This window comes from Bradyrhizobium sp. USDA 4486 (assembly GCF_054057995.1).
In genome coordinates this window covers 619,478-644,724 of record NZ_JBSRZV010000001.1, presented here as the reverse complement: position 1 = coordinate 644,724, position 25,247 = coordinate 619,478, and the positions used below count along the sequence as shown (strand labels likewise).

At 59.9% G+C, this 25,247-nt stretch carries 22 protein-coding genes and 4 pseudogenes; 5 read left to right on the top strand and 21 right to left on the bottom strand.

From position 1 onward, the window contains the following. Positions 1 to 14 precede the first annotated feature (14 nt). A complete protein-coding gene (locus ACVWY3_RS03140; protein WP_456837141.1) occupies positions 15 to 587 on the bottom strand; it encodes a flavin reductase in 573 nt (190 codons plus the stop codon). 309 nt (positions 588 to 896) lie between these two features. On the opposite strand from ACVWY3_RS03140, the gene pdxR reads away from it, so the two are divergent. Then, positions 897 to 2,318, top strand: a complete 1,422-nt coding sequence (pdxR, locus tag ACVWY3_RS03135; RefSeq protein WP_456837140.1) for a MocR-like pyridoxine biosynthesis transcription factor PdxR — start codon at positions 897 to 899, stop codon at positions 2,316 to 2,318. Positions 2,319 to 2,328: 10 nt separating this feature from the next. On the opposite strand, the gene ACVWY3_RS03130 is transcribed toward pdxR, so the two are convergent. The 3 genes from ACVWY3_RS03130 to ACVWY3_RS03120 all read right to left on the bottom strand — a co-directional run bounded on the left by ACVWY3_RS03130 (position 2,329) and on the right by ACVWY3_RS03120 (position 4,526). After that, a complete protein-coding gene (locus ACVWY3_RS03130; protein WP_456843276.1) occupies positions 2,329 to 3,069 on the bottom strand; it encodes a methyl-accepting chemotaxis protein in 741 nt (246 codons plus the stop codon). A 157-nt stretch (positions 3,070 to 3,226) separates the two neighbouring features. Next, on the bottom strand, positions 3,227 to 4,024 hold the full coding sequence (locus tag ACVWY3_RS03125; RefSeq protein ID WP_456837139.1) for a HAMP domain-containing protein: 798 nt from the start codon (positions 4,022 to 4,024) through the stop codon (positions 3,227 to 3,229). Then, entirely contained in the window at positions 4,005 to 4,526 is a 522-nt protein-coding gene (locus ACVWY3_RS03120; protein ID WP_456837138.1) for a cache domain-containing protein, read from the bottom strand. Before ACVWY3_RS03120 ends, ACVWY3_RS03125 begins: the two co-directional genes overlap by 20 nt. A gap of 294 nt (positions 4,527 to 4,820) precedes the next feature. Here ACVWY3_RS03120 and ACVWY3_RS03115 point away from each other — a divergent pair. The 3 genes and pseudogenes from ACVWY3_RS03115 to ACVWY3_RS03105 all read left to right on the top strand — a co-directional run. Then, positions 4,821 to 5,899 (top strand): annotated as a pseudogene (locus ACVWY3_RS03115) (maleylacetate reductase). 298 nt (positions 5,900 to 6,197) lie between these two features. After that, a complete protein-coding gene (locus ACVWY3_RS03110; protein ID WP_456837137.1) occupies positions 6,198 to 7,058 on the top strand; it encodes a tyrosine-type recombinase/integrase in 861 nt (286 codons plus the stop codon). A 9-nt stretch (positions 7,059 to 7,067) separates the two neighbouring features. Then, a pseudogene (locus tag ACVWY3_RS03105) lies at positions 7,068 to 7,277 on the top strand (transposase zinc-binding domain-containing protein); the annotation flags it as partial. On the opposite strand, the pseudogene ACVWY3_RS03100 reads toward ACVWY3_RS03105, so the two are convergent. From ACVWY3_RS03100 to ACVWY3_RS03075, 6 genes and pseudogenes are all read right to left on the bottom strand, one after another. Then, positions 7,277 to 7,687, bottom strand: a pseudogene (locus ACVWY3_RS03100) (IS21 family transposase); the annotation flags it as partial. The pseudogenes ACVWY3_RS03105 and ACVWY3_RS03100 overlap by 1 nt on opposite strands. Before the next feature lie 484 nt (positions 7,688 to 8,171). Further along, positions 8,172 to 9,365: pseudogene (locus tag ACVWY3_RS03095) on the bottom strand (IS91 family transposase). 9 nt (positions 9,366 to 9,374) lie between these two features. Beyond that, positions 9,375 to 10,235, bottom strand: a complete 861-nt coding sequence (locus ACVWY3_RS03090; RefSeq protein WP_456837137.1) for a tyrosine-type recombinase/integrase — start codon at positions 10,233 to 10,235, stop codon at positions 9,375 to 9,377. A gap of 278 nt (positions 10,236 to 10,513) precedes the next feature. Beyond that, positions 10,514 to 11,524: a hypothetical protein gene (locus ACVWY3_RS03085; RefSeq protein ID WP_456837136.1), complete on the bottom strand. Its 1,011-nt coding sequence runs from the start codon at positions 11,522 to 11,524 to the stop codon at positions 10,514 to 10,516. A 445-nt stretch (positions 11,525 to 11,969) separates the two neighbouring features. Further along, complete coding sequence (locus ACVWY3_RS03080; RefSeq protein ID WP_456837135.1) at positions 11,970 to 12,953, bottom strand: helix-turn-helix domain-containing protein; 984 nt, start codon at positions 12,951 to 12,953, stop codon at positions 11,970 to 11,972. Between the two features lie 318 nt (positions 12,954 to 13,271). Further along, on the bottom strand, positions 13,272 to 14,330 hold the full coding sequence (locus tag ACVWY3_RS03075) for a hypothetical protein (protein WP_456837134.1): 1,059 nt from the start codon (positions 14,328 to 14,330) through the stop codon (positions 13,272 to 13,274). A gap of 494 nt (positions 14,331 to 14,824) precedes the next feature. Between ACVWY3_RS03075 and ACVWY3_RS03070 the strand changes: the two genes are divergently transcribed. Continuing rightward, entirely contained in the window at positions 14,825 to 15,781 is a 957-nt protein-coding gene (locus ACVWY3_RS03070; protein ID WP_456837133.1) for a LysR substrate-binding domain-containing protein, read from the top strand. Here the strand turns inward: ACVWY3_RS03070 and ACVWY3_RS03065 are convergent. The 11 genes from ACVWY3_RS03065 to trbB are packed head-to-tail and all read right to left on the bottom strand — an operon-like array spanning position 15,754 to position 25,199. Then, positions 15,754 to 15,996: a DUF2274 domain-containing protein gene (locus ACVWY3_RS03065; protein WP_456837132.1), complete on the bottom strand. Its 243-nt coding sequence runs from the start codon at positions 15,994 to 15,996 to the stop codon at positions 15,754 to 15,756. The two genes, ACVWY3_RS03070 and ACVWY3_RS03065, sit on opposite strands and share 28 nt — an antisense overlap. A gap of 5 nt (positions 15,997 to 16,001) precedes the next feature. Further along, on the bottom strand, positions 16,002 to 17,207 hold the full coding sequence (locus tag ACVWY3_RS03060) for a TrbI/VirB10 family protein (RefSeq protein WP_456837131.1): 1,206 nt from the start codon (positions 17,205 to 17,207) through the stop codon (positions 16,002 to 16,004). After that, positions 17,204 to 18,178, bottom strand: a complete 975-nt coding sequence (gene trbG, locus ACVWY3_RS03055) for a P-type conjugative transfer protein TrbG (RefSeq protein ID WP_456837130.1) — start codon at positions 18,176 to 18,178, stop codon at positions 17,204 to 17,206. Before trbG ends, ACVWY3_RS03060 begins: the two co-directional genes overlap by 4 nt. Before the next feature lie 2 nt (positions 18,179 to 18,180). Further along, positions 18,181 to 18,861: a conjugal transfer protein TrbF gene (gene trbF, locus ACVWY3_RS03050; RefSeq protein ID WP_456837129.1), complete on the bottom strand. Its 681-nt coding sequence runs from the start codon at positions 18,859 to 18,861 to the stop codon at positions 18,181 to 18,183. Between the two features lie 47 nt (positions 18,862 to 18,908). Next, complete coding sequence (trbL, locus tag ACVWY3_RS03045) at positions 18,909 to 20,144, bottom strand: P-type conjugative transfer protein TrbL (RefSeq protein ID WP_456837128.1); 1,236 nt, start codon at positions 20,142 to 20,144, stop codon at positions 18,909 to 18,911. Between the two features lie 3 nt (positions 20,145 to 20,147). Then, positions 20,148 to 20,513 (bottom strand): putative entry exclusion protein TrbK-alt, encoded by a 366-nt coding sequence (gene trbK-alt, locus ACVWY3_RS03040; protein WP_456837127.1) that lies wholly within the window; start codon positions 20,511 to 20,513, stop codon positions 20,148 to 20,150. After that, positions 20,510 to 21,247, bottom strand: coding sequence for a P-type conjugative transfer protein TrbJ (gene trbJ / locus ACVWY3_RS03035; RefSeq protein WP_456837126.1), 738 nt, complete (start codon positions 21,245 to 21,247; stop codon positions 20,510 to 20,512). The genes trbK-alt and trbJ overlap by 4 nt, the downstream gene beginning before the upstream one ends. Beyond that, positions 21,247 to 23,685 (bottom strand): conjugal transfer protein TrbE, encoded by a 2,439-nt coding sequence (gene trbE / locus ACVWY3_RS03030; protein WP_456837125.1) that lies wholly within the window; start codon positions 23,683 to 23,685, stop codon positions 21,247 to 21,249. The genes trbJ and trbE overlap by 1 nt, the downstream gene beginning before the upstream one ends. A 7-nt stretch (positions 23,686 to 23,692) precedes the next feature. After that, complete coding sequence (locus tag ACVWY3_RS03025) at positions 23,693 to 23,956, bottom strand: VirB3 family type IV secretion system protein (protein WP_456837124.1); 264 nt, start codon at positions 23,954 to 23,956, stop codon at positions 23,693 to 23,695. After that, a complete protein-coding gene (locus ACVWY3_RS03020) occupies positions 23,956 to 24,282 on the bottom strand; it encodes a TrbC/VirB2 family protein (protein ID WP_456837123.1) in 327 nt (108 codons plus the stop codon). The genes ACVWY3_RS03025 and ACVWY3_RS03020 overlap by 1 nt, the downstream gene beginning before the upstream one ends. Next, positions 24,279 to 25,199, bottom strand: coding sequence for a P-type conjugative transfer ATPase TrbB (trbB, locus tag ACVWY3_RS03015; RefSeq protein WP_456837122.1), 921 nt, complete (start codon positions 25,197 to 25,199; stop codon positions 24,279 to 24,281). Before trbB ends, ACVWY3_RS03020 begins: the two co-directional genes overlap by 4 nt. Positions 25,200 to 25,247: the final 48 nt, after the last annotated feature.

Here is a 25,247-nt window from a genome sequence, read left to right as displayed (position 1 = left end):
CTTAACGGGGTGGATTAAGCGACGTGTCGAATGGTCGCGTAGTTGCGGCTGTGATAGATCAGGGGTTCACCGTTCGTCGCGTGGACGGTGGAGAGCACTTCAGCCAAAATTATGCTGTGGCTTCCGACGTCCCGAACGTCAGCGACTCGGCAGTCGAGCGCTACACGCGACAGCTTGCAGTACGGCGCGCCGGACGTCAGCACACCCCAATCAGATCCAACGAAGCGTTCCGGCATGGACACCTGGCCAACTCCGGCGAACATTTGAGACAACGCAACCTGATCAGCAGACAAACTGCTCACACAGAGAACGCCATTCGCCTTGATGATTGAGTTTGCGTAACTTTTCCGATTGGCGCAGACCATGATGGTTGGCGGGTCGTCCGTAATCGAGCACACCGCCGAGCATGTAAAACCAGCGATCCCATGCGGCCCGTTGGTTGCAACGATCGATACAGGGGTGGCCAGCTTCGAGAGCGCCTCGCGGAATTCGTTGGCGGAAACGCACTCCGAGCAGCCAACGTCATCGATTGGCCGGACGCCCGGGATTGTACCGGCCGCAAGCTGGCCGTTGGTCTGCTCAAGCATTTTCCTCTCCATTCATTTTCCGGCACTAACTGCCGGGAGATCTCGAATGCGTGGTCGCACGAAGATTCTGTTGGTACTCAGCGTCTCGCAATGACGCCCGTCGCGCCATCGGGGCGGCGGCTATTACCAGTATTGCCTTCGAGGAATGGAAGGACATGCTGGCTCAGAGTTCACCGAATGCCGCCCGCAGCCATCTAGCGTGCAATGCCGCAGCCCCGCCGTCACGTTCCCGGCGGGTAAAAGCAACTACTGTGAATCTGGACGTAGAAGTGGTAGGTCGAAGTGCAGATTGGACTGAGGTGACGCGCTATGGATGGACCGTCAGGCTCTCCTGCTTTCGATCTCAAGGTGGACAGGTTCGGATCGCTTACGCTCGCAGAGCAGATCCGCAAGAACCTTCGTGCCGCAATCATTGATGGCAACCTTCGGCCGGGGTCACGGCTCCCATCCTGGAGAGACCTGGCTGCGCAACTCGGCGTTGCCCGAGGAACAGTCCGCGTGGCGTACGAAAGGCTTCTCGACGAACATCTTGTCGTCACTGCGGGCGCTGCAGGCACTTTCGTTTCCAGTAGATCGGCCGAAACAGTTAGACCCCCCAAGCTTGAGATTACGCCGCCGATGGAAACATTGGTGCGCGGCTTCGGCCTGCCTGTCCTCCCATTTCAGACTGGTGTGCCGGCACAAGATGCTTTTCCAGCAAAACTCTGGGCACGAGTACATGCGCGTGCTGCCCGGGCAGAAGCGAGTGCTTCCACGAGCTATCCCGATCCGCGCGGCCATTTTGAGCTTCGGGGCCAGATCACAAGCTATCTTGGCATCGCCCGGGGTATTCGCTGTGCTCCCGACCAGGTGATCGTAACTAACGGTTTTCGGGCTGGGCTTGCGTTGGTGCTGCATGTCCTCGGGGCACGTGGACGGAGCGCCCTAATTGAAGATCCTGGGTTTCCACCAGTCCGGTGGGGACTGGAGCTGGCCGGCGTGGACGCCTTACCGATCCCTGTCGACGTGCACGGGATGGACGTAAATGCTGCCCCACGGTGTTTGGACCCCTACCTTGCACTCGTAACGCCCGGACAACATGCCCCGACGGGCGTTACCATGTCGAGAGAGAGACGTGTTCAACTGCTTCAATGGGCAGCGCGAGGAGACCGGTGGATCATTGAAGACGACTATCTCAGCGAGCTTCAGCTCGAGGGCCGGGCAGCCCCGGCGCTGGCCTCCGAAGACGCTTACGGCAAGGTCATTCATATCGGCAGCTTCAGCAAAACAATGAAGCCATCGCTGAATATCGGCTTCCTCGTCGTTCCCGCCGGCATGACTTCAAAATTCGGGGAAGCGGCGGCTTACCTGTCACCTTCCTTGGCCGCAGCCACACATCTGGCTATGGCGCAATTTATCGCAGAGGGTCACTATCTGCGCCATCTCAGACATATGAAGCGACTCTATGCGGCAAGAAGAGACGCTCTTCTAAGTGCGATGAACGGTGAGGCAGTAAGTCCGATCATGGCAGGCTTGGCCGTGCTGATACGGTGTTCCGCCGGCACAAGCGACGTAGATATCGCGCGCAGGGCGGTTGCATGTAGCTTGTCGCCCACTCCGCTTTCTCCCTGGTACGCCGACCCTGCCGTCGCAAAGCACGGCCTTATGCTCGGCGTTACCAACCTGCAAGAAGGTACGGTGAAGCAAGCTTGGAACACCCTAAAGCCTCTGCTGCGGACTACACACAGATAGGCTCGATGGCTCAAGCTGCGCGAATCTTGCCTAGAAAGTCGTTGACCTGATCGCGAAGCCTTTCCGCTCGCCGGCTCACGCCCTCCGACGCTGATCTGACACCAAGCGCCGCGCGGCCGGTGGTATCTGCCCCTTGGCTTACGCCTACGATATGGTTGGTAACCTCCTGAGCCTGCTCCGCCGCTCGCTGGGTGCTGCGAGTGATCTCAAGCGTAGCGGCGCTCTGCTGCTCGATAGCTGCTGCTATTGACGTCGCTACAGAGCTCACCTCGCCGATAGTGCCGTCAATTCGCTTCATCGCATCAACAGTTGCCGCGGTCACTCGCTGGACCGCCTCGATCTGGGTTGATATCTCCCCGGTAGCATTTGCCGTCTGCGTGGCAAGAGCCTTGACCTCACTTGCCACAACCGCGAATCCCTTACCAGCATCGCCGGCGCGCGCTGCCTCGATGGTAGCATTGAGTGCCAACAGATTGGTCTGGCCCGCAATGTCGTTAATCAAGCTCACGACGTCTCGGATTATCGAAACGACCTCAGCCAGTCCCTGCACCGTGCCGTCCGTTTGCCGCGCTTCTTCGACTGCACGGCCAATTATGCTGGAGGCACTGTTCACTTGGCGACTGATCTCGGAGATCGAGGCACTAAGCTCCTCCGATGCTGCAGCAATCGTCTGAACGTTGCTCGACGCTTCATTGAAAGCTACGCTCACTGCTGCGATCTGGTCGTTGGTTTGCTTCGCCGTGTCGGACATTTCGACTGACGTTCCGCTCATCTGCCCCGACGCGACGCCGAGGCCTTCCAATGCCTCCCGTACTTGGACCTCAAAGGTGGCAATGTGTTGCTCGATTGCATTCTGGCGTGCAGAGGCATTCTGCTGGAGAACGCGTAGGTCTTCCTCGATTCGTTGCTTATCGATCAAGTTTTCTCAAAACGCCAATAGCGCTGGCAAGCGCCCCAATTTCGTCCCGACGTCGTCCACCTTCCACTTGCGCCGTCAGATCTCCATCAGCGATCTTCATGGCGGACGTCGTAAGCTGCGCGATCGAACCGCTAATCATTCGCGAAAGCACCACCGTCACGATAATGGATGCGACTACGGCAACGATGAACAGAGCTATCATACCGATCCGGGCGGCGTATGCTTGAGCCATCGACATCTCGTGCTTGGCAAGGGCACGCTTGCGTTCGCGATCCCGCAAGGCGTCGAGCGCCGACTGCAACTCGGCATAGGACTTTTCGCCATTATTGCTCATCAGGTAGCCGGTCGCAGCGTCTGATGCGGCCATGTTGACGACCTGCCGAGTGATCACCGTATATGCTTTCAACGCCTTCTCGAGGGCAACCACGACATTCCTGTCGCCATCAGCAGGAGTGGCAGAGGAAATCTTTTCGGAGAGCGAGGCAGCTTCCCCTAGTTGCCGTTCCATGTCGCCGGCCAAGCGACTAAGAGCGGCTGGATCATCTGTATTGCTGGCCAGTGCTATAAAGCGATTGACGATTCTACCTGCTTCCGGGACGGCGCTCCCAAGAGCTGCCATCGTGTTCGCCTTCTCCACATCGACCGTTGTGAGCTCCTCCAAAAGGTTTGCCTGTTGGTCCAGCGAATAGATCGCAAGCGGAGCCATCAGGGAAAGCAGCAAGACCGCGATGGTGGGGGCAATGAAGAGCTTGCGTGTAATCGAGACGTTATTGAGCCATCCGGCCATAGGTCGAACCCCTGGATCGATCGCGTATTTGAGGAAGAGACGCGCCAACCCTACGGCGCGACGTAAGCCCCGCAAAACAGGAGAACTCGCCCACCTTGACTACCCAGGTCTTCTTGGGCTCAATCTTTCTGGTCATCGGGTTTGTGTACTTGTAAGTCAGCCAACCGGAGCCTTTGGATTGCGCTATGTTGACCAACTCATATGCGAAGTTTACATCATCGGGATCAGTTGCTTCTTTCATGCTCACCCCGATTAATTTCGGATTCATTATTGCGCGCACGACGACATTTTGGTCGAGCACGGCTACGAACAGATCGCCCCGCACAAACTCACCATTTGCGTCGCTAATTCTGGGAAAGGCTTTCTCGCCTTCGCTTGCCACGAGCGCAGCCGCTTTGTCGGCAAGCGCCTTCGCTTCGTCGGGTGTCGCGGCTTGAACCGGTCCCTGAACGATCACCATAAGCGCAAGCGCCGCCAAGACTTTTACGCTGAGTTTGAGCATGTTGTCCCCTTAGCTTCCAGCCATTGAAGTACGGACAACAAGTTCTGCGAGGTTCGGCTAACGTGTGGTTAAGACCGTCATTGCCCAGAGGCAATAGCCTCAATAGCCCGGACAATAGTGGCGCGATGCACCGCTTCCTGCAATCAGGGAGGCGAGGAAAAGTCTGCACTTCGCAGATGGTTCATGCCTCCCAAGACTTACGGCGTGCTTCGCACGCCGTTTTTTTGCCGCGAGGCACCTATGCGCACGCAGTGCCCGTTTTCAGGTCGACTATCCAATCCAAGGAGCCGGCATGTGATCGGTTCATTCAGCTTTGAGAATTTGCCCTGCCGGGTTGTGTTCGGCAGTGGCACGCTTGGCGCGGCGAAGACTGAAGTCGAACGTTTCGGCGGCAAGCGGGCGCTGGTGCTCACCAGGCCGGAGCAAGAGGCACAAGGTGCTGCACTGGGCGCCAGCCTGGGCCCGCGTTATGCCGGCATCTTTTCGGGTGCCAAAATGCATACGCCCGTAGAGGTAACCGAGCAGGCGCTTGCAGCGATGAAGGCTGCGAGGCCGATTGCGTGGTTTCTCTCGGTGGCGGCTCGACGACAGGACTAGGCAAAGCTTTGGCTTTGCGAACCGGTGTCAACCAGCTCTGCATCCCCAGTACATATGCTGGTTCGGAGATGACACCGATACTCGGAGAGACCGAAGGCGGACTGAAGACAACGGTACGCAATAACGCCGTGCTCCCCGAAACCGTTATCTACGACGTCGATCTCACGATGTCGTTGCCTGTGGGTGTTGCCGCCACCTCCGGCATCAATGCGATCGCCCATGCGGTGGAAGCGCTGTATGCCCGCGATCGCGATCCAGTCATCTCTCTCATGGCTGAGGACGGTATCCGCGCCCTCGCCAGCGCTCTTCCGGCAATTTCCAAAAGGCCCGATGATCGTGCGGCTCGCACCGAGGCGCTTTATGGCGCCTGGCTCTGCGGCATGTGCCTTGGCACCGTCGGCATGGCGCTGCATCACAAGCTCTGCTACACGCTTGGCGGAACCTTCGACCTACCCCACGCTGAGACGCACACCATCGTTATCCCGCACGCGCTGGCTTACAACGCGCCAGCCGTGCCCGACGCAACGATGCGCATTTCCCGAGCGCTTGATACCGACGATGCCGCCCGCGGACTATACGACCTTGCGCGCCGCCTCGGCGCAAAACTGGCGCTTCGAAATATTGGTATGCCCGAGGCCGGCATCGACGAAGCTGCCGACCTTGCAGTATCCAATGCCTACTGGAATCCCCGCGCCATCGAGCGCGATGGCATCCGAGATCTGATCGCACGAGCCTGGTTGGGCGCTCCGCCAGCCTCGATGGCTCCCGGGCGATAGAGCCCTGCTTCGATACCGAGCTTCGAGATTTGGAGGCGTCATGCGCAATTTCAACGAGAACACGATTACCAATGCGGTCCTTGCGCGCCTCAACGGTGCCAGCGATAAGCGCATCCGGGCAAGTGAGCGCCTTCCCAGTTTGCGGATTCCGACGTAGTCGCCCAGGCGTACCGATATGAAGTCGCCCGTGGATTGAACGAACCCGCTACGCGGGAGTGGGGCAAGCCTGCTGAACTGAGGTGTCCTGTCTGAGAGGATGTTGGTCTTCGCACCACCCCTCTCAAGACAGGAGACCCAGATGGCTACGATGAGCCCTCTTCGGCAGCGCATGATCGAGGACATGACGGTCCGCAATCTGTCGCCGTCGACTCAACAATCCTATATCTATGCGATCGCAAAGTTTAGCCGCCATTTCGGCTACGCCCCGGACCGGTTGAGTTTCGAGCAGGTCCGCGCCTACCAACTGCATCTCATCGGTCAAAAGCGTTCGTGGTCCCACATCAATCAGGTGGCCTGCGCGCTGCGGTTCTTCTACGGCGTCACACTCGGGCAGACGGAGGCATTCGAGCGGATCATCGGTGGCCAGAAGCCCGACAGGCTCCCGCTCGTGCTTAGTGCCGAAGAGATCGAGCGCTTCCTGGACGCGGTTACAGGGGTGCGCAATCGCGTCGTGCTGGCGACGGCTTATGCGGCTGGGTTACGGGTTAGTGAAGTCGTCCGCCTGAAGGTGAGCTCGATCGACAGCAAGCGAATGTTGATCCACATCGAGAACGGCAAGGGCGGCAGGGATCGTTACGCGATGCTTTCTCCGCGACTGCTGGAGATTCTACGTACGTACTGGATGCGAGCCCGACCGGGACTGTGGCTATTTCCAGGCCAAGACCCAAGTGAACATGTCAGCGTCCGCTGCGTCCAGGCGGCCTGCCGCGCCGCCCGCCGCCGCGCTCGGCTTGCCAAGCCGATTACTGTCCATACGCTCCGGCACTCGTTTGCGACCCATCTCCTGGAAAGCGGGATCGACATTCGCATCATTCAAGTTCTGCTCGGACATGCCGACCTGGGATCGACCGCGCGCTACGCTCAGGTTGCGACCAATCTGCTCGCCCGCACGACCAGCCCATTCGATGGACTCTCCGTTAGGGTGATCCCACCCAACTGAGCTGCGCATATGCGCCCCGTGCTTGAGGTGGCGGACATCCTCCGCCGCCACGGCGGCGCGTTCCGTGCCGCGCAGGGTCCTCGGCTGTCCTCCGATCAGCGCCGTGTGATGGCGGCCATCGAGGCGTGTCGCACAGCGACGCTCGGCGGCCACGTCGAGCGGTGCGACGACTGCGGTCTGGTCCGCGTCGCCTATAACAGCTGTCGCGATCGGCACTGCGGGTCGTAGAGGCTCGCCTTGATGACTGCGACTTTGGTGTTGTCAGGCACCAAGAGCGCCGGGACGCCGCCGATCGCCGCGAAGGCGCCAACATGGGCGCTGATCCAGTCGGCGAGCCCCTGCGTCCACGTCGCCTGCGCGTAGGTGAAGCTCGAGGCGCCGAGCACCGCGACGAAGATCTGCGCCGTCCTCCGCTCGCCGGTGAGGCGGTCGACCACCACCGGCACGCCATCGCCTGCGTAGTCGACGAACAATTTGTCGCCGGCCGCATGCGCCTGGCGCATCGTCACTGACAGGCGCCCCTCCCAGGCGCGGTAGAGCTCACAGAAGCGCGAGTACCGGTATCCGCTGGGCTCGGCGGCGATATATTCCTCCCATATGGGAGCCAGAAGAGGCCTCGTCACCCCGGGTTCGCTCTTGCGATACCCGGGTTCGCTCTTGCGATACCCCGGGCGACATCATCCCGGAATGGTGGGCGACATCATCTCGGAACGGGTGGGCGACTTCAAATCGGAATGGTGGGCGAGATCATCTCGGAATACTGGAGGGTTCAAATAGGTCCCGCGTCGCAGATCTCGCCGCAAGTCCAGCGCGGGACCTATTTGAAGCTGGATTGATCGAAGCCGCGTCTTGTGAGCGCGGACCTATGGGGCTCGATCTAGGCGCCGGTAGGCGCGATTGACCCGATGTCGGGCCCGCGAGCGAGTGTGGCCGCAGATTGTCGCTGATGTTGGCAGCAAAGGATGCCGCCGTCGATAGCGTCGAACGGCGCGTCAAGCCCAGGCGGCTGACTATCGCCCGTTCGCCGGGCGTTGTGAGCGTGCTTGATCGTTCCGACGGAGAACGTCGGCAGGGCAGCGTGTGCGGTGGGAGCGAACAAATCGAGGTCGTCGGTCATGATGTGTCGCAGCGAGGTGCTGCGCGTCGCTGCGCTGGCGCACGCGGCACAGGCCCAATCTCGACCATGCGGCCTCCGCAGATGGGGCATAAGTCGAGGGGTGACCAAGGAGGATGGCGCAGCGCTCACGATAGTTGACAGCTTCGGCAGGCGGAGGTGGCTGCGGCGCCTCAAGCGCCGCTCGGATGCGCGCGAGTTTGGCGGCGCGGCAGGCGTTCGCCAGGAAACCAAAATGACGGATGCGGCGAAACCCCTTCGGCAATATGTGGAGCAGAAAGCGACGAAGGAACTCCTCAGTGTCGAGCATCATCACTTTGGATTTGTTGCCAGCGCGATAATCCTTCCACCGGAAGCGGACGTGGCCCTCGTCACAGGTAAGGAGCCGGCCGTTGGCGATCGCCACGCGATGGGTGTAGCGCCCGAGATAGGCCAGAACCTGTTCTGGTCCGCCGAAGGGAACGCTTGGCATAGACGACCCACTCGACCTTGCGGACGGCGTTTAGATGGCGGGCGAATGCCGCTGGCTCGACGAGGTGCGCGAGATGGCCGAAGAACTGGAGCTTGGTGCCATTGAACGCCGCCTGCAGGCGCTCCAGGAACAGCCGACGATACAATCGTGACAGGACGCGAACGGGAAGGAAGAAGCCGGGGCGACAATGAACCCAGCTTCCATCAGGGGCGATCCCGCCGCCTGGCACGAGGCAATGGGCATGCGGATGATGCGTTAGGGTCTGGCCCCAGGTATGGAGAATGGCGATCATCCCGGTCTCGGCACCGAGATGCTTCGGGTCGGCGCTGATGAGACGGATCGTCTCGGCTGCTGCTTTGAGCAGGATGTCGTAGACCACCGTCTTGTTCTGCAGCGCGATGGCAGCCACCGGCGCCGGCACGGTGAAGACGACATGGAAATAGGGGACCGGCAGCAGGTCGGCCTGGCGCTCGGCGAGCCATTGGGCGCGCGCGAGCGCTTGGCACTTTGGACAGTGCCGATCGCGACAGCTGTTATAGGCGACGCGGACCAGACCGCAGTCGTCGCACCGCTCGACGTGGCCGCCGAGCGTCGCTGTGCGACACGCCTCGATGGCCGCCATCACACGGCGCTGATCGGAGGACAGCCGAGGACCCTGCGCGGCACGGAACGCGCCGCCGTGGCGGCGGAGGATGTCCGCCACCTCAAGCACGGGGCGCATATGCGCAGCTCAGTTGGGTGGGATCACCCTAACGGAGAGTCCATCGAATGGGCTGGTCGTGCGGGCGAGCAGATTGGTCGCAACCTGAGCGTAGCGCGCGGTCGATCCCAGGTCGGCATGTCCGAGCAGAACTTGAATGATGCGAATGTCGATCCCGCTTTCCAGGAGATGGGTCGCAAACGAGTGCCGGAGCGTATGGACAGTAATCGGCTTGGCAAGCCGAGCGCGGCGGCGGGCGGCGCGGCAGGCCGCCTGGACGCAGCGGACGCTGACATGTTCACTTGGGTCTTGGCCTGGAAATAGCCACAGTCCCGGTCGGGCTCGCATCCAGTACGTACGTAGAATCTCCAGCAGTCGCGGAGAAAGCATCGCGTAACGATCCCTGCCGCCCTTGCCGTTCTCGATGTGGATCAACATTCGCTTGCTGTCGATCGAGCTCACCTTCAGGCGGACGACTTCACTAACCCGTAACCCAGCCGCATAAGCCGTCGCCAGCACGACGCGATTGCGCACCCCTGTAACCGCGTCCAGGAAGCGCTCGATCTCTTCGGCACTAAGCACGAGCGGGAGCCTGTCGGGCTTCTGGCCACCGATGATCCGCTCGAATGCCTCCGTCTGCCCGAGTGTGACGCCGTAGAAGAACCGCAGCGCGCAGGCCACCTGATTGATGTGGGACCACGAACGCTTTTGACCGATGAGATGCAGTTGGTAGGCGCGGACCTGCTCGAAACTCAACCGGTCCGGGGCGTAGCCGAAATGGCGGCTAAACTTTGCGATCGCATAGATATAGGATTGTTGAGTCGACGGCGACAGATTGCGGACCGTCATGTCCTCGATCATGCGCTGCCGAAGAGGGCTCATCGTAGCCATCTGGGTCTCCTGTCTTGAGAGGGGTGGTGCGAAGACCAACATCCTCTCAGACAGGACACCTCAGTTCAGCAGGCTTGCCCCACTCCCGCGTAGCGGGTTCGTTCAATGCTGGGCGACATCGAGCGGAATCCGAACCCAGTTCATCCTCAAGACGATTCGCGACTTTTCAGTAATTCCTTTGCGGTGTGGATCGATCTTGCCTTATCGGTGACTTCTGATTGACGCTTAAGGTTCGGCGCCTTCCGGCGCCAAACTTCAAGAGCATTCGAGCCGCGAAGTCAGAACTTAACAGTGATGCCGCTATACAACGTCGATTCAGTGCAACTTCCAGCTCTTGCACCAGTGCAAACCGGGCTGTTGGCGTGATCCAGTCCGTACATGTTCTGCCAATAACGATACGCAACCCAAACGTCCATCAAATGAGAGTACTTGTCTCCCCACAGAACCTTGCTTGCATCTAGGGTCAACCGGATCGGCTCGCTATTAAACTCTGTCTTTGTAGGAATGACCCCCGGGACCACTACGCTTCCGGTACCGGTCCCCCTGGCACCATACCAAGCTGCGCGACCGCTAATGGCAAGTGGTGCCCATGCAGGTAGAAAACCGAGATCCATATAGTAGTTGATTTCAACCGCCCACGTCCCCTTGTATTCCAGATTTCCATCCGGGATGCCTGGCGACGGAGCCGCGAACGCTGGAGTCACGAACGCGCTGTGACCCCACTCCTTGTAGTACAGAGGAGCTACGTTGACGTAACCATGATAGGGCAGATTGAAAGCAAACTGGAGGCCAGCGACGACGGCCCGTTTAGCGGGCGCCAACAACATATTTGCGGTCTCGCCGTCTACGCCGACCTCAAATGAGATGTTTTGCAGCGGCCCGACGCTGAAGGCTTTGGTGTTGAATATTTGATTCCAACCGAACGTACTCCGAATCAGGCCATAGAATTCCGTAAGACCAGCACAGCCGGTGCCGAAGCCAGGACAAGGACCGGCCGGGTCGTTCTTATCCGCTTTTTGCAGCAGCAGGTTCATGAAGTTCGTACCGTACTGCCACGCGTCGAAATGAGTAAAGGCGAAAACCTGCTTTGCTGTCCTGTTCAGCGTGCCGGGATCCGTGGCCGTGTACTGATATGCGTAAGTCAGGCGATTGTCGTTGATTAGGAATAGTGGAGCGGGATCGGCTGACTTCTCCGGCGACTTTGCTGGTTCGGCCGCATAGCCCAAGTTTGTACACGAAGAAGCAACAAGCATGGCTCCCGCCATGGCAGTACGTAGAAGATGCGACATTGGAAGCGGTCCCCTTGATGTGATTCCCAGCCGCGGTTTACGTCCGCAGTTCGCGCCGAGTTCTTGCATTCGTCGGCTTTGGTACACACCGTTATCTGATCGAGATTCTAATCGCCGCCGAAATCTCTTGCTTCCAAGTACACTCCGATTGATCTCTTGTGACGCGGTCTTGCTTCCTCGATCACTTGAGCGAAGTAAATGCGCATATCGGAGGGCACCCTTATAGCGGTGAGCCAGGTATCCGCGATGTCAAATGCAGTCACGTCCACGTTGCTCGAGCAGATTGTCGTGAAACGTCCGCCGGCCATTGATAGCTTCGGGCTTTACTCGTTCATATCCGAGATACGGCTCGAGGCGATAGACACGCCCCGGCGCCAACAGGGACTCGGCTGCGACAATCGCAGCGACGCTGGCGAGACGTGTTCAACGGACCATCTTGCCATGATTAATCACCAGTGATTGCGTCGGGCATCCTCGCTCTCTCGCGGTACTGGCTCGGCGATACTCCAAAAGCAGATCTGAAGCTGCGGCTGAAGTGAGCCGGATCACTGAATCCCCACCTATAGGCGATAGCGTTTACAGGGCGGCCAAAAAGTGTTCCGTCCGCGAGGTCGCGGCCCGCGCGCGCCAACCGTTCCGCCCATATCCACTTCATAAGTGTGCGAGGCTCCCTCATGAACAGCCGATGAAGGTAGCCTTTGGAGAGTCCAACTTGCTTCGCGATCATCTTGGCGTCCAATTTGGGATCAGAGAGATTCTTCCACACAAATTCCCTAACGCGCTCGCGTTGAAAATTGTCCCGGCCCAAGCGGATGGCAGCCGCAAATCGATCAGCCGTCCCACTTCGAAGATGCTTTTCGAAGGAAATCGAAAGAATATGCGGCAACGCCGCGGCAAATCGGTCACCGTTCATCTCGTTTGGTACCGAAGCCAGGTCCAAGAACTCATCTACAATTGCACGGACGCAGCGGCCGGCATGACTTTCGCCCAATACAGCTACGGCAGTGCAGACATCAACCTCAGGAAATGTCTCTCGTAGCTGTCCGACCGAGACGTAGAGCGATTCGGACCACGGATCTGTCAACTCAATTCGAAAGGGGCGCGCGGTATCTGTCAGAAAGAAGTCACCCGGCCCAGCCCTCGACTGCCGCCCGTCCTGTCCGATTATTGCAGCGCCTTCCAGCTGCAACGACAGGAGGTATTTGGATTTTGCGGGCCTGGCAGCGTGACAAAGAGGCGAGATCACCACAGGTGAAGAAGAAAGCTGCGCGACTGGTAGCGATCTGCAATAGCGGCTCGCTATCCGGGCTACGAAGCGATCGTTACCAGCCGGATCCACGTGAAAGTTGACGGAGAAGAACCTGTTGATCTGCGCCTGGAAGGAAGCGCCGGTAAGGCAGGTTTGTCCGCCGATATCAGCCGCACTCATCGAGGGCGCTCTCTTGGCAAATGGTGACTTTTCCCAAGCGAGTCCGTTCAGCGGGCTCTGCGAAATTGTCTTGCCGGCGTCTCGAATGCATCGCTGCACCAAGATTCGCTTGTCGCGATAAGCGACTCGTAACGACGCGTGCCGCGCCACGGGGGTACAGCTATTGACAGATTGCCTTCGGGGAATGGAGGCATGGCTGGGTCCGGCGATTGGCGCAGGACGATGTAGCCGCTTGGTCGTTCATGCACTCCTAAGGATTCCATCCGAAACCAAATGAGATTCATGGCTGTCCGCTGGTGACTCGTCCTCCGATCTCACTCAACCCAGCCGCATCCCGCACATGGCGAGCATGATGACGAGCGCCAAGGCAGCACTGAACAATGTGCCGGCCAGCCAAACGCGTGAAGCAATCGCCTCGCGCGCGCCATGAGCGATCATCACCACACGAAGTCCCGAAAATAGGTGAGCGATGACGACGAAGACCCCAATCGCATAGTGCGGGATGAGCCTGGCGGCCCAGGCGTCATGAATAAGCCCGTTGGGTGCGCCGGTCGCGAAGCCCCAGCCGGTCGGAATGCCGAAAAAGGCTCGAGCCAGAATGAACACTGCGGTCAGATGTCCAAGGATGTAGACCGAGAGGTAGAATCCGGTTGCGAGTTGGAAAGTCCGGTAGAAGTCGCCTCGGAACGCGCTCCACTTCCAAGCCAGCACGAAGCCGCTGATGACTTGGAATGACATTGCGGCCACCAGGATCGGTTCGCCGATCGGCGAACGATAAACCTTGCGACCCATCTCCATGACCTCCGCATGCGCGGGTTCACCTCCCCACGCGAATAGGTGGTTGGTAAGATGGAAGATCACGTAAACCACGACGATCAGGGCCGATATGCCGTGAGCCACCCGCAGTGTCGCCGCTGGTTCGCTGGTCGCCCGCTTGACTTCTCCAGGGGAAGCAAGGACGGACCAAGCGATGCCAGACGCCCAGATAATTGCCCATGTGGCCTCATCGGGCAGCGGGATTGAAAAGAGAAACTTGGAGACCCCCACAAAGCAATAGAACGTCGGGGCGGCCACGACCGCGTAGGCCAACCTGCGCGCGCGGATCTCTAACGCCAAGGGTACGGTAGGCGACATGGGCACGGCGAACACCCGATAGAAGGCGTAGAGCGGCACTGCGAACATGAGCGCGAGCATCACCGCGGCGATCGCGATTCCACGGACCGTCTGCGGAGTACCCGGATCGCCCACAGCCCAGTGGAAACCGTCGACAAAAAGCGGATATACGAGGGCGAAAGCAGCCGGCGTCGCTGCGGCCCAAGCGAAGCGATTGCCGACTCTCCAAGAGTTGTCGACTTGCGCGTCTTCGACGACTGCCATTGAACGGTCCCCCTCGTTGTCCGATCGATGCACTACACATAACCTCGGACGAGGGCCGCCTGCAGGCCTAAGATCAAACTAAATTTGCGTACCAATACCAGCGAACTTTTTGGTCGGGCTGGGGTCGAGCGTGCCAATTCGCCAGGCCCGGTCGTTGTTGAGCATGATGTCCGGACTGCGGGATCCATCGTGATGGCGCAGAGTCCAAAGGCGACCGCTGGATCCACGAGAATAGACTCACTCGAGTGGTCTTCAACTGACGCGCCAAGCCGCTCCGGGGTGCCCTAAAAGCCTCTGTGAGCATGTCCCTCCACGCCCAGTGCATTCGTCAAGCGATCTACGAACGCAAGTATTTCTTGGGCCTATCTTTGCAACCAAAAGTCGGCTGTTGTGAGCCATACTGTTTCGGTGACGAAAACACGTGACGTCGGCGCATGCGTGGCACCCAACAGCTTGATTGATAAACACACCGGCCTTTGAATGGTGGGTTACCCATGAACCGATCCAATCTGCCTAGTCCTTCTACGAGAGGACGATACCTTGGCCCGGATTTTGATCAGCTTCGACACGCGATCACAGCAGCAGATTACGGCAGCTTCCGGCAAGCAGCCGAAATGCTGTCAATCAAACAATCAACTGTCAGCCGATCAATTCGACTCCTCGAACACAGGCTGGGTAGTTCGATTTTCGAACGAACGAGCGGTGGCGTGCGCGCAACATCAACCGGCCGTCAGTTTCTGCGCATGGCGCGCTCGATAGTCGAGCAGTTAGACACACTCGCCACGATTATAAAGGCCAGTGGACGTGGCGAAGCCGGTCGGCTCTCAATCGGCCTCTGTACATCTCTTACGGCGGGTAACCTCAGAGCGTCATTGCTGGATTTCCGGCGGAGATTCGCTCAGGTCGAACTTGTCATTTTTGAACGTCGACGAGCGCGTTTGGCTACTGCACTTCGTAATGGCATTCTCGATGTTCTGATCTTAACAGGCAGTGGTCCACGACTAAGCAGCAATACAAAGCCGCTTTGGAATGAGCGCATCCTTGTTGTGTTGCCCAAGGAACATCTATTGGCCGACCGAGAAATCATCTATTGGACGGACTTGCGTGGTGAGACCCTCATCTTAAGCGAATACGATCCAGAGCGCGACATTGAAGATCTCTTAATTTCTAAACTGGTCTCGCCCGATGATCGTCCTAAGATTGAACGTCATGATATCAGTCGGGGCGTTGTAAAAAGTCTGGTCACGATGAATTTCGGTATTAGCCTTGTCTTGGAATCAGACATTGGGGCTAATTTTTCTGATCTAGTATTTCGCGAACTACGTGACGGCGCTGGACCCAGCGTATTGGGTTATTGCGCCTACTGGCAAGAGAGCAATGAAAATCCCACCCTCGATGCTTTCCTAAAGCTGCTGTCTGAGCGTTATCCCTCGCCTCGACCAGCACGCTGACATGCGCGGCGCGCCCTGATGAAATTCCGATCCATTGCCATGAACCGCGCTAGCATAGGTGCGATCAACTTGGCGGGATCGGTGATCTGCTGTCCGGTTTCGCGCCCAAGGATTTCGGCATAAGCGATAAGATCGCGGTGGACCTTTGCCGGCAATTCGTGCGTAAGCTTGACCGGCTTATCGTCCTCGATTGCTCCAAGTTTGAGGTTAGCCATTCTTCTCATCCCTTGTAGGGCTCAAGCACCAGATCGCGATTGACGATTACTCTCACCGGATATCCCGGGCGTATCGTCAACGTCGGCTGGATGTTGAGATTGCGCCGGACCACCTGTTGGCCGGCTTGATTGAGGGAATTCCCCGTACCGCGTCGTAAAGCCTGAACAATGGCGCTGTTTGGATCGCTAGCGTCGGCGCCCAAATTCATCTCACTGCCGACGGCGAGTAGCGTCGATAGCGCCGCTGCTCCGGCTAACTCTTTCCAATGGTTGTCGACCTCATCCTGAAGGCCCGAATAGCCCGCAGCATCCGCGCCAGGCTGGCGCTCCAGCACAATCGAACGTCCACTCGGCATGATGAGCCGGGTCCAGACAAGGAGCACGCGGGACTGACCGAATGCGACCTGGCTGTCATAGGTCCCTATCAATCTTGCTCCCTGCGGGACTAGGCGGACTCGCCCCGTCGGAGTATCGAAGACGTTCTCCGTCACCTGCGCCGTGATCTGGCCCGGCAGATCAGATCGGATTCCCGTGATGAGAGCTGCCGGAATGATTGTCCCCGCCTGCACCACGAAGGGCGATACTGGTCTTACCAGGCGATCGGGGCTTGTTGTCCGCCGATCAACAGGCGCGTTGACGAACGCAAGTTTTCGGTCCTGTGCGTTCTGCGCGAATGCTTCATCGTAGGATATTGTCGCGTTTGAAGATGTCTCGCTTGAGGCCGGCGCTGTGGGCGAATTCCGGAGGTTGGTGCTGGCAAACACCTTGCTTATGCGCGCTGCCTCAGCTTCCTGATTGACCCGCTGCTGTTCGGCATCGATGGCCAGCGGACCGGACTGCGATGAGACCTGTGCCGCAACGATTGGACGGCCGAGATCGCCCGGCAGAGGTGGGCCGAGCCGGGGTACATCGTGTGGAACTCCGACATAATCCTTCGGCAGCGTAGAAAGCCCGTCCGCGACGTTGTTGTGATCAATCGAATAGAGCTCTTTTGGCGCCGAAAGCCGCTTTGAGTTGTCCTGCAAAGACCACACCACCGCACCGCAAATGATCGCGAGAGCCATGGCGCTGCCGCTGAGGAGTATCTTGCGGGAGAGGCGCGTGACTCGGGGCCGTTCTGTCCGCAGCCTTAGGGATACGGCGCTCTCATCCGGCTGCTGCGGCGGAGAAGCATCGTGACGCTTGCCATTTGCCTCGCCGGTCTCGCTCACATGATTCTCCCGTCACTTCGAACGATCCGCACCTTCTCCTGTTTCTCGCCTCCGAGTCGGAGTTCGGCGGCCGCGAACAGCCGATCGACAATCAGCACATTGCCGTACGCACGGTAATTGACGTGTTCAGTGCCTCCATCAGGTCCGATAACGAAGAGCGGCGGCATCTCACCCTGACCGATGCCAGGCGAGAACTCGATATAGACCTTGCGGCCATCATCATACGCGGTGACGGGACGCCAGGGCGGGCTGTCTCCCTCCATGGTGTAGCGATAGCGACGCTGTGCCTGCTCAGGGATGAAGGGCGTCGGCGGCAGAGTTCGATCGCGCGTGGACCGATCTTCCGGGTAAAACCAGGCAACGGATGGCATGTAGGACTTTTCGCGGGAACGAAGCTCGATCAGGTAAGTCCGCCGATCGGTGTTGACGACGAGATTGGTTTCGATCGAGGGGCGTGTTGGCTTTATCATGATGTGGACACGCCGCGTATCACCGCTTCCGCTCTCGGTATCGCCGACTACCCAGCGCACCGTGTCACCTGCGGAGACTGGCCCCGAGCCGATCAGTTGCTCACCGGGCTCCAGTGCAATGTCCGTGATCTGCCCGGGAGCAGCGTAGATTTGATAGAGGGCACCCGGACTATAGGAAAACACCTGCACCGCATTGAAGTAGCCCCCTTTCCGAGGCTCCACACGAGCAGCGTCATTCGCGTTATCAATTCGCTCGATCGGCTCCTTCGCCTCTCCTTTCTTGCCGCCGCGTGCCGCCTTCCAGGAAGGCGGGACATGCAGTGGTCGCGGACGATCGTCCGCAAGCGCTGGCGGCTCAGGCAGCGGCGGGACTTCGCTGTCATAGCTGATTTGCGGAGGCTTGAACGCGGTACACCCTCCAAGCGCAGACACACAGACCAGCAGAGCGAACGGTAGGCGCGACCTAACTCTCGGTGACGCAAGAACGAGATCTGACAGCATTGTTAGCCCATCTCCTTCGACCAGTTGATCGCGTTGACGTAGATGCCAAGTGGGTTCTTGCGCAGCCGGTCGAGATCGCGCGGCATTTCCACGATGATGGTAAGAATTGCGGTCCACCGTTCGGTCGCGGCAAGCTGACCGTTTTCATACCGACGCTCGATCCAGGCTAATCGAAAGCTGTCGGGAGATGCCCGAATGACGCTCGAGACTTCGACAGCGACCTGCGTCTTGCCGAGCTTGTCGAAGGGATTGTTGTTGCGCGCATAATCATTGAGCGCGACCGCGCCGCGGTCCGTCGTAAAATCATAGGCACGCAACCAATCCTGGCGCAGGACAATGGCGTCGATCGGCAGGCCACGAACATGCTCGATGAACCGAGCGAGGTGAAAGGCGATCTGCGGATCGGTAGGCTGATAGGCTACATTCGCGGGAGCGACATTCCTGGCCTCACCAAGCCGGTCAACTTCGACGACCCAGGGCGTGACCGTTCCGTTGGCTGACTGCCAAACCAGGGCTCCGGCAAAGCCGACGGAGAGAAATAGGCAGCCAAAGGCCATCAGGCGCCAGTTCCTGGCCTGGACGCGGGCCGACCCAATACGGTCATCCCAGACCTGAGCGGCTCGTTGATAGGGAGTTGCCGGCTCGGGCGCACGTCCATAGTGAACGGCCGATCGTTTGAACATGCTTTGACCTCAAGACATGGTTGAGAACGGGATGCGAGAATCTGAAGTCATTGGTCCTTCTGCGAGAGGTCGACAGATCCGCCACTTCCGCCGTGATCGCCTGAACGGACCGCTTGCGTCGCGGCTGACGCTCCATGACTGATGGTCTGCGCCCGTTTCATGCGCCGAACCCAAGAGGGCGTGCCCACGGATGACGTGGAAGAAGGATCATCGACATCGCCGCCGCGGCCGCTCCCAGTCAGGCGGGCGGCGGCTGAGCGCAAGGGACTTGCGGTAGCTGAAGCGCCCGCTTCAGCAGCACCGGACAGGCCACCGGCCCGTAACGCGCCCGAGGCGCTACCGGCCACGGCCCCTATCCCCCTTGCCGCACCAGAGGCTGCGCTGCCGGCCAGTCCAGCGCCGCCCGCCGCGAGACCCGCTCCTGCCGCGACCACCCCGCCGGCCGCCAGCCCTGTGCCAACGGCTGCGCCGGCACCAAGCTGCGGGCCTCCAGAGACAATGCCGTTGGCGATACCGGATCCGAAAATACCCAGGCCCAGCAGCGCGAGAGCGCCCAGCACCAGCGCCATCGCATTTTCAATCGTCGGCTGATTGCCGCCAAACCCGGCCGTGAACTGCGCAAACAAGGTCGAGCCGATGCCGACAATGACGGCCAGCACCAGAACCTTGACACCAGAGGAGATCACGTTGCCGAGCACGCGCTCGGCGGCAAACGCCGTCTTTCCGAACAGGCCGAACGGGATCAGCACAAAGCCGGCAAGCGTCGTCAGCTTGAACTCAATGAGCGTTACGAACAGCTGAATCGCCAGAATGAAGAAGGCCAACAGCACCACGATCCAGGCAAACAGCAGAACCGCGATCTGGACGAAGTTTTCGAAGAAACTGACATAGCCCATCAGCCCCGAAATAGCTTCGAGGATCGGGCGCCCGGCATCGAGTCCGACTTGTGCAATCCGTCCTGGCCGCAGAAAGTCTGCGGACGAAAGGCTCGTGCCTGAGGCCTTCAGGCCTAATCCCGCGAAGCTTTCGAAAACAACACGTGCAAGGCTGTTCCAGTTACCGATGAGGTAAGCGAAGACGCCAACGAAGAGGGTCTTCTTGACGAGGCGGGCGATAGTGTCCTCATCAGTCCCCCACGACCAGAATAGGCCAGCCAGCGTGAGATCGATAGCGGCTAACGTGGTGGCGAGATATCCGACGTCGCCTCCGAGCAGCCCGAATCCGGAATCGATGTAGCGGGTGAAGGTTTCCAGGAACATGTCGATGACGCCGGTGCTGCCCATTGGTCACTCGCTTTGCGCTGGCAGGGATGGATAGCCCGACGGAAGGCGGCTTTCGTCCTTGGGCGGCACTGGAGTTAAAGATCGCGCCTTAGGCTCCGGATATGTTAAGGACCCGTTCTGACCGAAGAACTGACGACGCTTCTCGGCCCAGATCTTTTGGCATTCGACAAGAGCGTCTCTCTGCTCGGAACTGACGGAGCGGCATCGCTCGAGCTTTGCCGCCATCGGGTCAGAATTCGGAGCCCGCGACCCGGAAGATTCGGTATCACTTTCGTCGCCGCGCAGGCGGATCGCGCAGGCAGCGACGACCAGAACAGCAATTAGGGCGGCTGCGGCCATCGGGAGGCGTTCAAGCCTGTTGATCATCATCGGTGGAACATCTGCACTGCTGTCGATTGATAACCTTGACCCCGGGTCAGAAAACGTCGCAGCTGCTCCCTGCCCTGATCCTGGGCCGCAGCTCTTTGAGTGGCCTCCAGGTTTTGCGCTCGCCCTTGGGCCGCGACGGCGGCGGTGAGATCGGCAATCTGCTGTGCCTGAAGCGCCAGAAGCTGATTGCCGGCCTGGCTTGCCTGCAGCGCGCCTGTCGCGCCCTGGCTTGCTGTCACCAAGGCCGACATCTGGGTCCGGCTGGTTTCGAGATTGCCGACAACGGTCGCCTGCACCCGCATCGCGTCCTGCAGACCCGCCACAGCGTTCTGCCAGCGCATTTGTGCGTTGGTGGCAAGTGCCTGCTCAGGCAGGTTCGCAGACGCCGGCGCGTAGGTGGTGGAGAACGCACGATCGATCTGCTGGACGTCATAAGCGATGCGCTGCGCCTGTCCGAGCAGTTGCTGCGTACGCTGAATCGATTGCTCGAGCTGCCGCAAAGACGAGTACGGCAGACTCGCCAGGTTCCTGGCCTGATTGACCAGCATCTGCGCTTCGTTTTGCAGCGAGGTGATCTGGTTGTTGATCTGCTGCAGTGCGCGCGCCGCGGTCAGTAGATTCTGCCCGTAATTGTTGGGATCGAAGACGATCCACTGCGCTGCGGCCTGCAAAGGAGCTTGGACAGCGGCAATTGCGATGAAACTCGCTGTCAGGAGCGGGCGGAGGCGGATCATCAGAGGCCCCCTTCCTTGGCGAGCTGTGGGATGAGATCGCAGGCCCAGCTAATGCCGCGGGCCTCGAGCCAGCCGGCTACGAAACCTTCTCTTCCGTGTTCGGCCAGTACCCCCTCAATCAGAGCCTGATCCGCTTTCGACGAAGCCGCGGTAAAGGACAGCGCAACCTCGCCAAGGCCGAGCTCGAACAGCCGATTGCCCCTGCGGGCCTGGCAGTAGTAGTCCCGCTTCGGCGTCGCGCGGGCGAGGATCTCGATCTGGCGGTCATTGAGGCCAAAGCGCCGGTAGATCGCCATGATCTGCGGCTCGATCGCACGGTCGTTGGGCAGGAGGATCCGGGTTGGGCAGCTCTCGATGATGGCGGGCGCAATCGTGGAAACGTCAATGTCGGCCAGCGATTGCGTGGCGAAGACGACCGAGGCGTTCTTCTTGCGAAGCGTCTTCAGCCACTCGCGGAGCTTGCCGGAAAAATCGGCGTTATCAAGCGCGAGCCAGCCCTCGTCGATGATGAGGAGGGTTGGACGGCCGTCCAAGCGATCCTCCAACCGGTGAAACAGATAGGAAAGAACTGATGGCGCGACCGCAGTCCCGATCAAACCATCGGTCTCGAACACCTGGACGGAAGAATGCCCCAGCTGCTCATGTTCGGCATCGAGCAACCGGTCATACGGACCACCCAGGCAATAAGGCTGCAACGCCCGCTTCAGCACATTGGATTGCAGAAGGACGGCGAACCCTGTGAGGGTCCGCTCCTGGACCGGCGCCGAAGCCAGCGAGGTCAGCGCTGACCAAATGTGATCCTTGGTCTCCGGCGTCACCTCGGTCCGTTCGCGGCCCAGGATCGAAGCGATCCATTCGGCTGCCCAACCTCGCTCCGAGACGTCATCGATACCCGCCAGCGGCTGGAGGGCCACGAAATCCGAGGATTCTCCCGCAACGGCGCCGCCGAGATCATGCCAGTCGCCGCTCATGGCGATCGCAGCGGCGCGGATCGATCCGCCGAAGTCGAAGGCATAGATTTGCGCGTCGGGATAGCGACGAAACTGCAGCGCCATCAGTGCGAGCAGCACCGATTTGCCGGCGCCGGTCGGGCCAACGACCAAGGTGTGTCCGACATCTCCGGCATGCAGCGAAAACCGGAACGGGGTCGATCCTTCCGTCTTGCCAAAGAACAGCGCGGGTGCCTTGAAGTGTTGATCCCTCACCTCTCCCGCCCATACCGCTGACAGCGGAATCATATGGGCGAGGTTCAAGGTCGAGATCGGCGGCTGGCGGACGTTGGCATAGACGTGACCCGGCAAGCTACCGAGCCAGGCTTCGACGGCATTGACCGTCTCTACCATGCAGGTGAAGTCCCGGCCCTGGATCACCTTTTCGACAAGCCGCAGTTTCTCGTCGGCTGCCTGCGGATCTCGGTCCCAGACCGTGACTGTAGCTGTTACGAATGCCTGTCCGATCTGATCTGAGCCCAATTCCTGGAGTGCGGCATCCGCATCGATTGCCTTGTTGTGCGCATCGGTGTCGAGAAGGCTAGAGGCTTCGTTGGTCATCACCTCCTTCAGGATCGCCGCGATCGACTTCCGCTTGGCAAACCATTGCCGCCGAATCCTGGTCAGGAGTTTCGTGGCATCCGTCTTGTCGAGCATGATTGCCCGGGTCGACCAGCGATACGGGAATGCCAGCCGGTTGAGATCGTCGAGAATTCCGGGCGTGGTCGCCGTCGGGAATCCGATTATGGTCAGAACGCGAAGATGTGCTTCGCCCAACGCCGGCTCGAGGCCACCGGTGAGCGGCTGATCCGCAAGCAGCGCGTCGAGATACATGGGAATTTCCGGCACCCGGACTCGATGCCGTTTGGTCGAGATCGTGGAATGCAAGTAAGTGAGCGTCGCTTCGTCATCGAGCCAGCCACATTCCGGCATAAAGCCTTCAACGAGTTGGAGCACACGGTTGGTCCGATCGACAAAGCCGCTGAGCACCTCGCGCGCATCTGCCCCTAGGGTGCGATGGCTGCCCTCGTACAGCAGTCGCTCCGCCATCGCGGTCCCCTCCTCCGGCGGCAGATAGAGGAAAGTCAGGTAATAGCTCGATTCAAAGTGGCTGCCTGCTTCCTCGAACTGCGCCCTACGTTCTGCGTCGACGAGAGCGGAGGCGACATCCGGAAAGGTATCCGGGGGATAGGCGCCGGCCGAGTGGCGCTGGGCCTCGACGAATATCGCCCAAGCGGAGCCCAGACGACGGACTGCGTTGTTCAGGCGCCCCGCGACTGCGACAAGTTCGGCCGGCACGGCGCTGTCGAGATCCGGTCCCCGAAACCTTGCCGTCCGTTGAAACGAGCCATCCTTGTTGAGGATGATCCCCTCATCGACGAGCGCAGCCCACGGCAGGAAGTCAGCAAGGCGGGTGTTCGAATGGCGATATTCGGAGAGGTTCATCATGGAGAGTTCACGTGTTGAGGAGACCGGGAATGCGAACGTGCCGGCGCACGACCTCGACGAAGTTAGGATCGCGCTTGGCGGCCCAAACGGCCGCTAAGTGGCCGATGAACCAGAGCAGAAGGCCGGCCAGCCAAAGGCGAAGCCCGAGGCCGAGTGCCGCGGCCAATGTGCCGTTGACGATCGCGACCGAGCGTGGAGCGCCGCCCAGCAGGATCGGCTCGGTGAGCGCGCGGTGCACGGTCGCGACAAAGCCTGGTACTTGCTCGTCCATCAGATCACCACGCCGCCGCCGAAGGAGAAAAACGAGAGGAAGAAGCTCGATGCGGCGAAGGCGATTGACAGACCAAACACGATCTGGATCAGCCGCCGGAAGCCGCCTGACGTATCGCCGAATGCGAGCGAGAGCCCAGTCACGATGATGATGATGACAGCGATGATCTTGGCTACCGGTCCTTCAACCGATTGCAGGATCTGGTTGAGCGGCTGCTCCCAGGGCATGTTGGAGCCGGCGGCCCAAGCCGGAACACTGAGCGAGCAGAACGCTGCAATCGCCGTGGCCGAACGGATGCCGAGCCCGGGAAAGGATCGAACGCTCATGACCGATCTCCAATTGCTGAAAGGCTGTAGTCGCCCGACGCCCCTAACCCGGCTACACAGGCGAGTTCGGCGAGGCGGCGCTCGGCACCACGGCCAGCGAGCACGGCAATCACGTTGACGGTTTCGGCGATCAGCGCGCGCGGTACAGTGACGACGGCTTCCTGGATGAGTTGCTCAAGACGGCGCAATGCACCAAGCGCAGTACCCGCGTGGATGGTACCGATTCCGCCGGGGTGGCCGGTGCCCCAGGCCTTAAGCAGGTCGAGCGCTTCAGCCCCGCGGACCTCGCCAATCGGAATGCGATCGGGCCGCAGGCGAAGCGAGGAACGGACAAGATCGGACAGCGAGACCACGCCGTCCTTGGTGCGCAGAGCCACCAGGTTCGGCGTCTTGCACTGAAGCTCGCGTGTATCTTCGATAAGAACGACTCGGTCGCCGGTCTTGGCGACTTCGGCAAGGAGCGCGTTCGTCAGCGTCGTCTTCCCTGTCGATGTACCGCCGGCCACCAGAATGTTCCGTCGCGCCATGACTGCAGTTCGCAAGGCGGCGGCCTGATCTGCGGTCATGATCCCGGCCGCGACGTAGTCTTCGAGCGTGAACACCGCCACTGCCGGCTTGCGGATCGCGAACACTGGCGCGGCAACCACCGGCGGCAGCAAACCCTCAAATCGTTCCCCGGTCTCCGGCAATTCGGCCGAGACGCGAGGCGCCCCAGCATAAACCTCGGCGCCAACGTGGTGCGCGACCAACCGAATGATCCGCTCACCGTCGGAGGCGGTCAGGGTTTCGCCAGTGTCGCTCAACCCGCTCGACAGCCGATCAATCCATAGCCGGCCATCGGGATTGAGCATCACCTCGACAATTGACGGGTCTTCCAAGAATCGCGCGATTGCGGGCCCAAGCGCCGTGCGCAGCATGCGTGCTCCGCGCGAGCTGACCTCCGGCTGAAACGAATGGATTGTCAC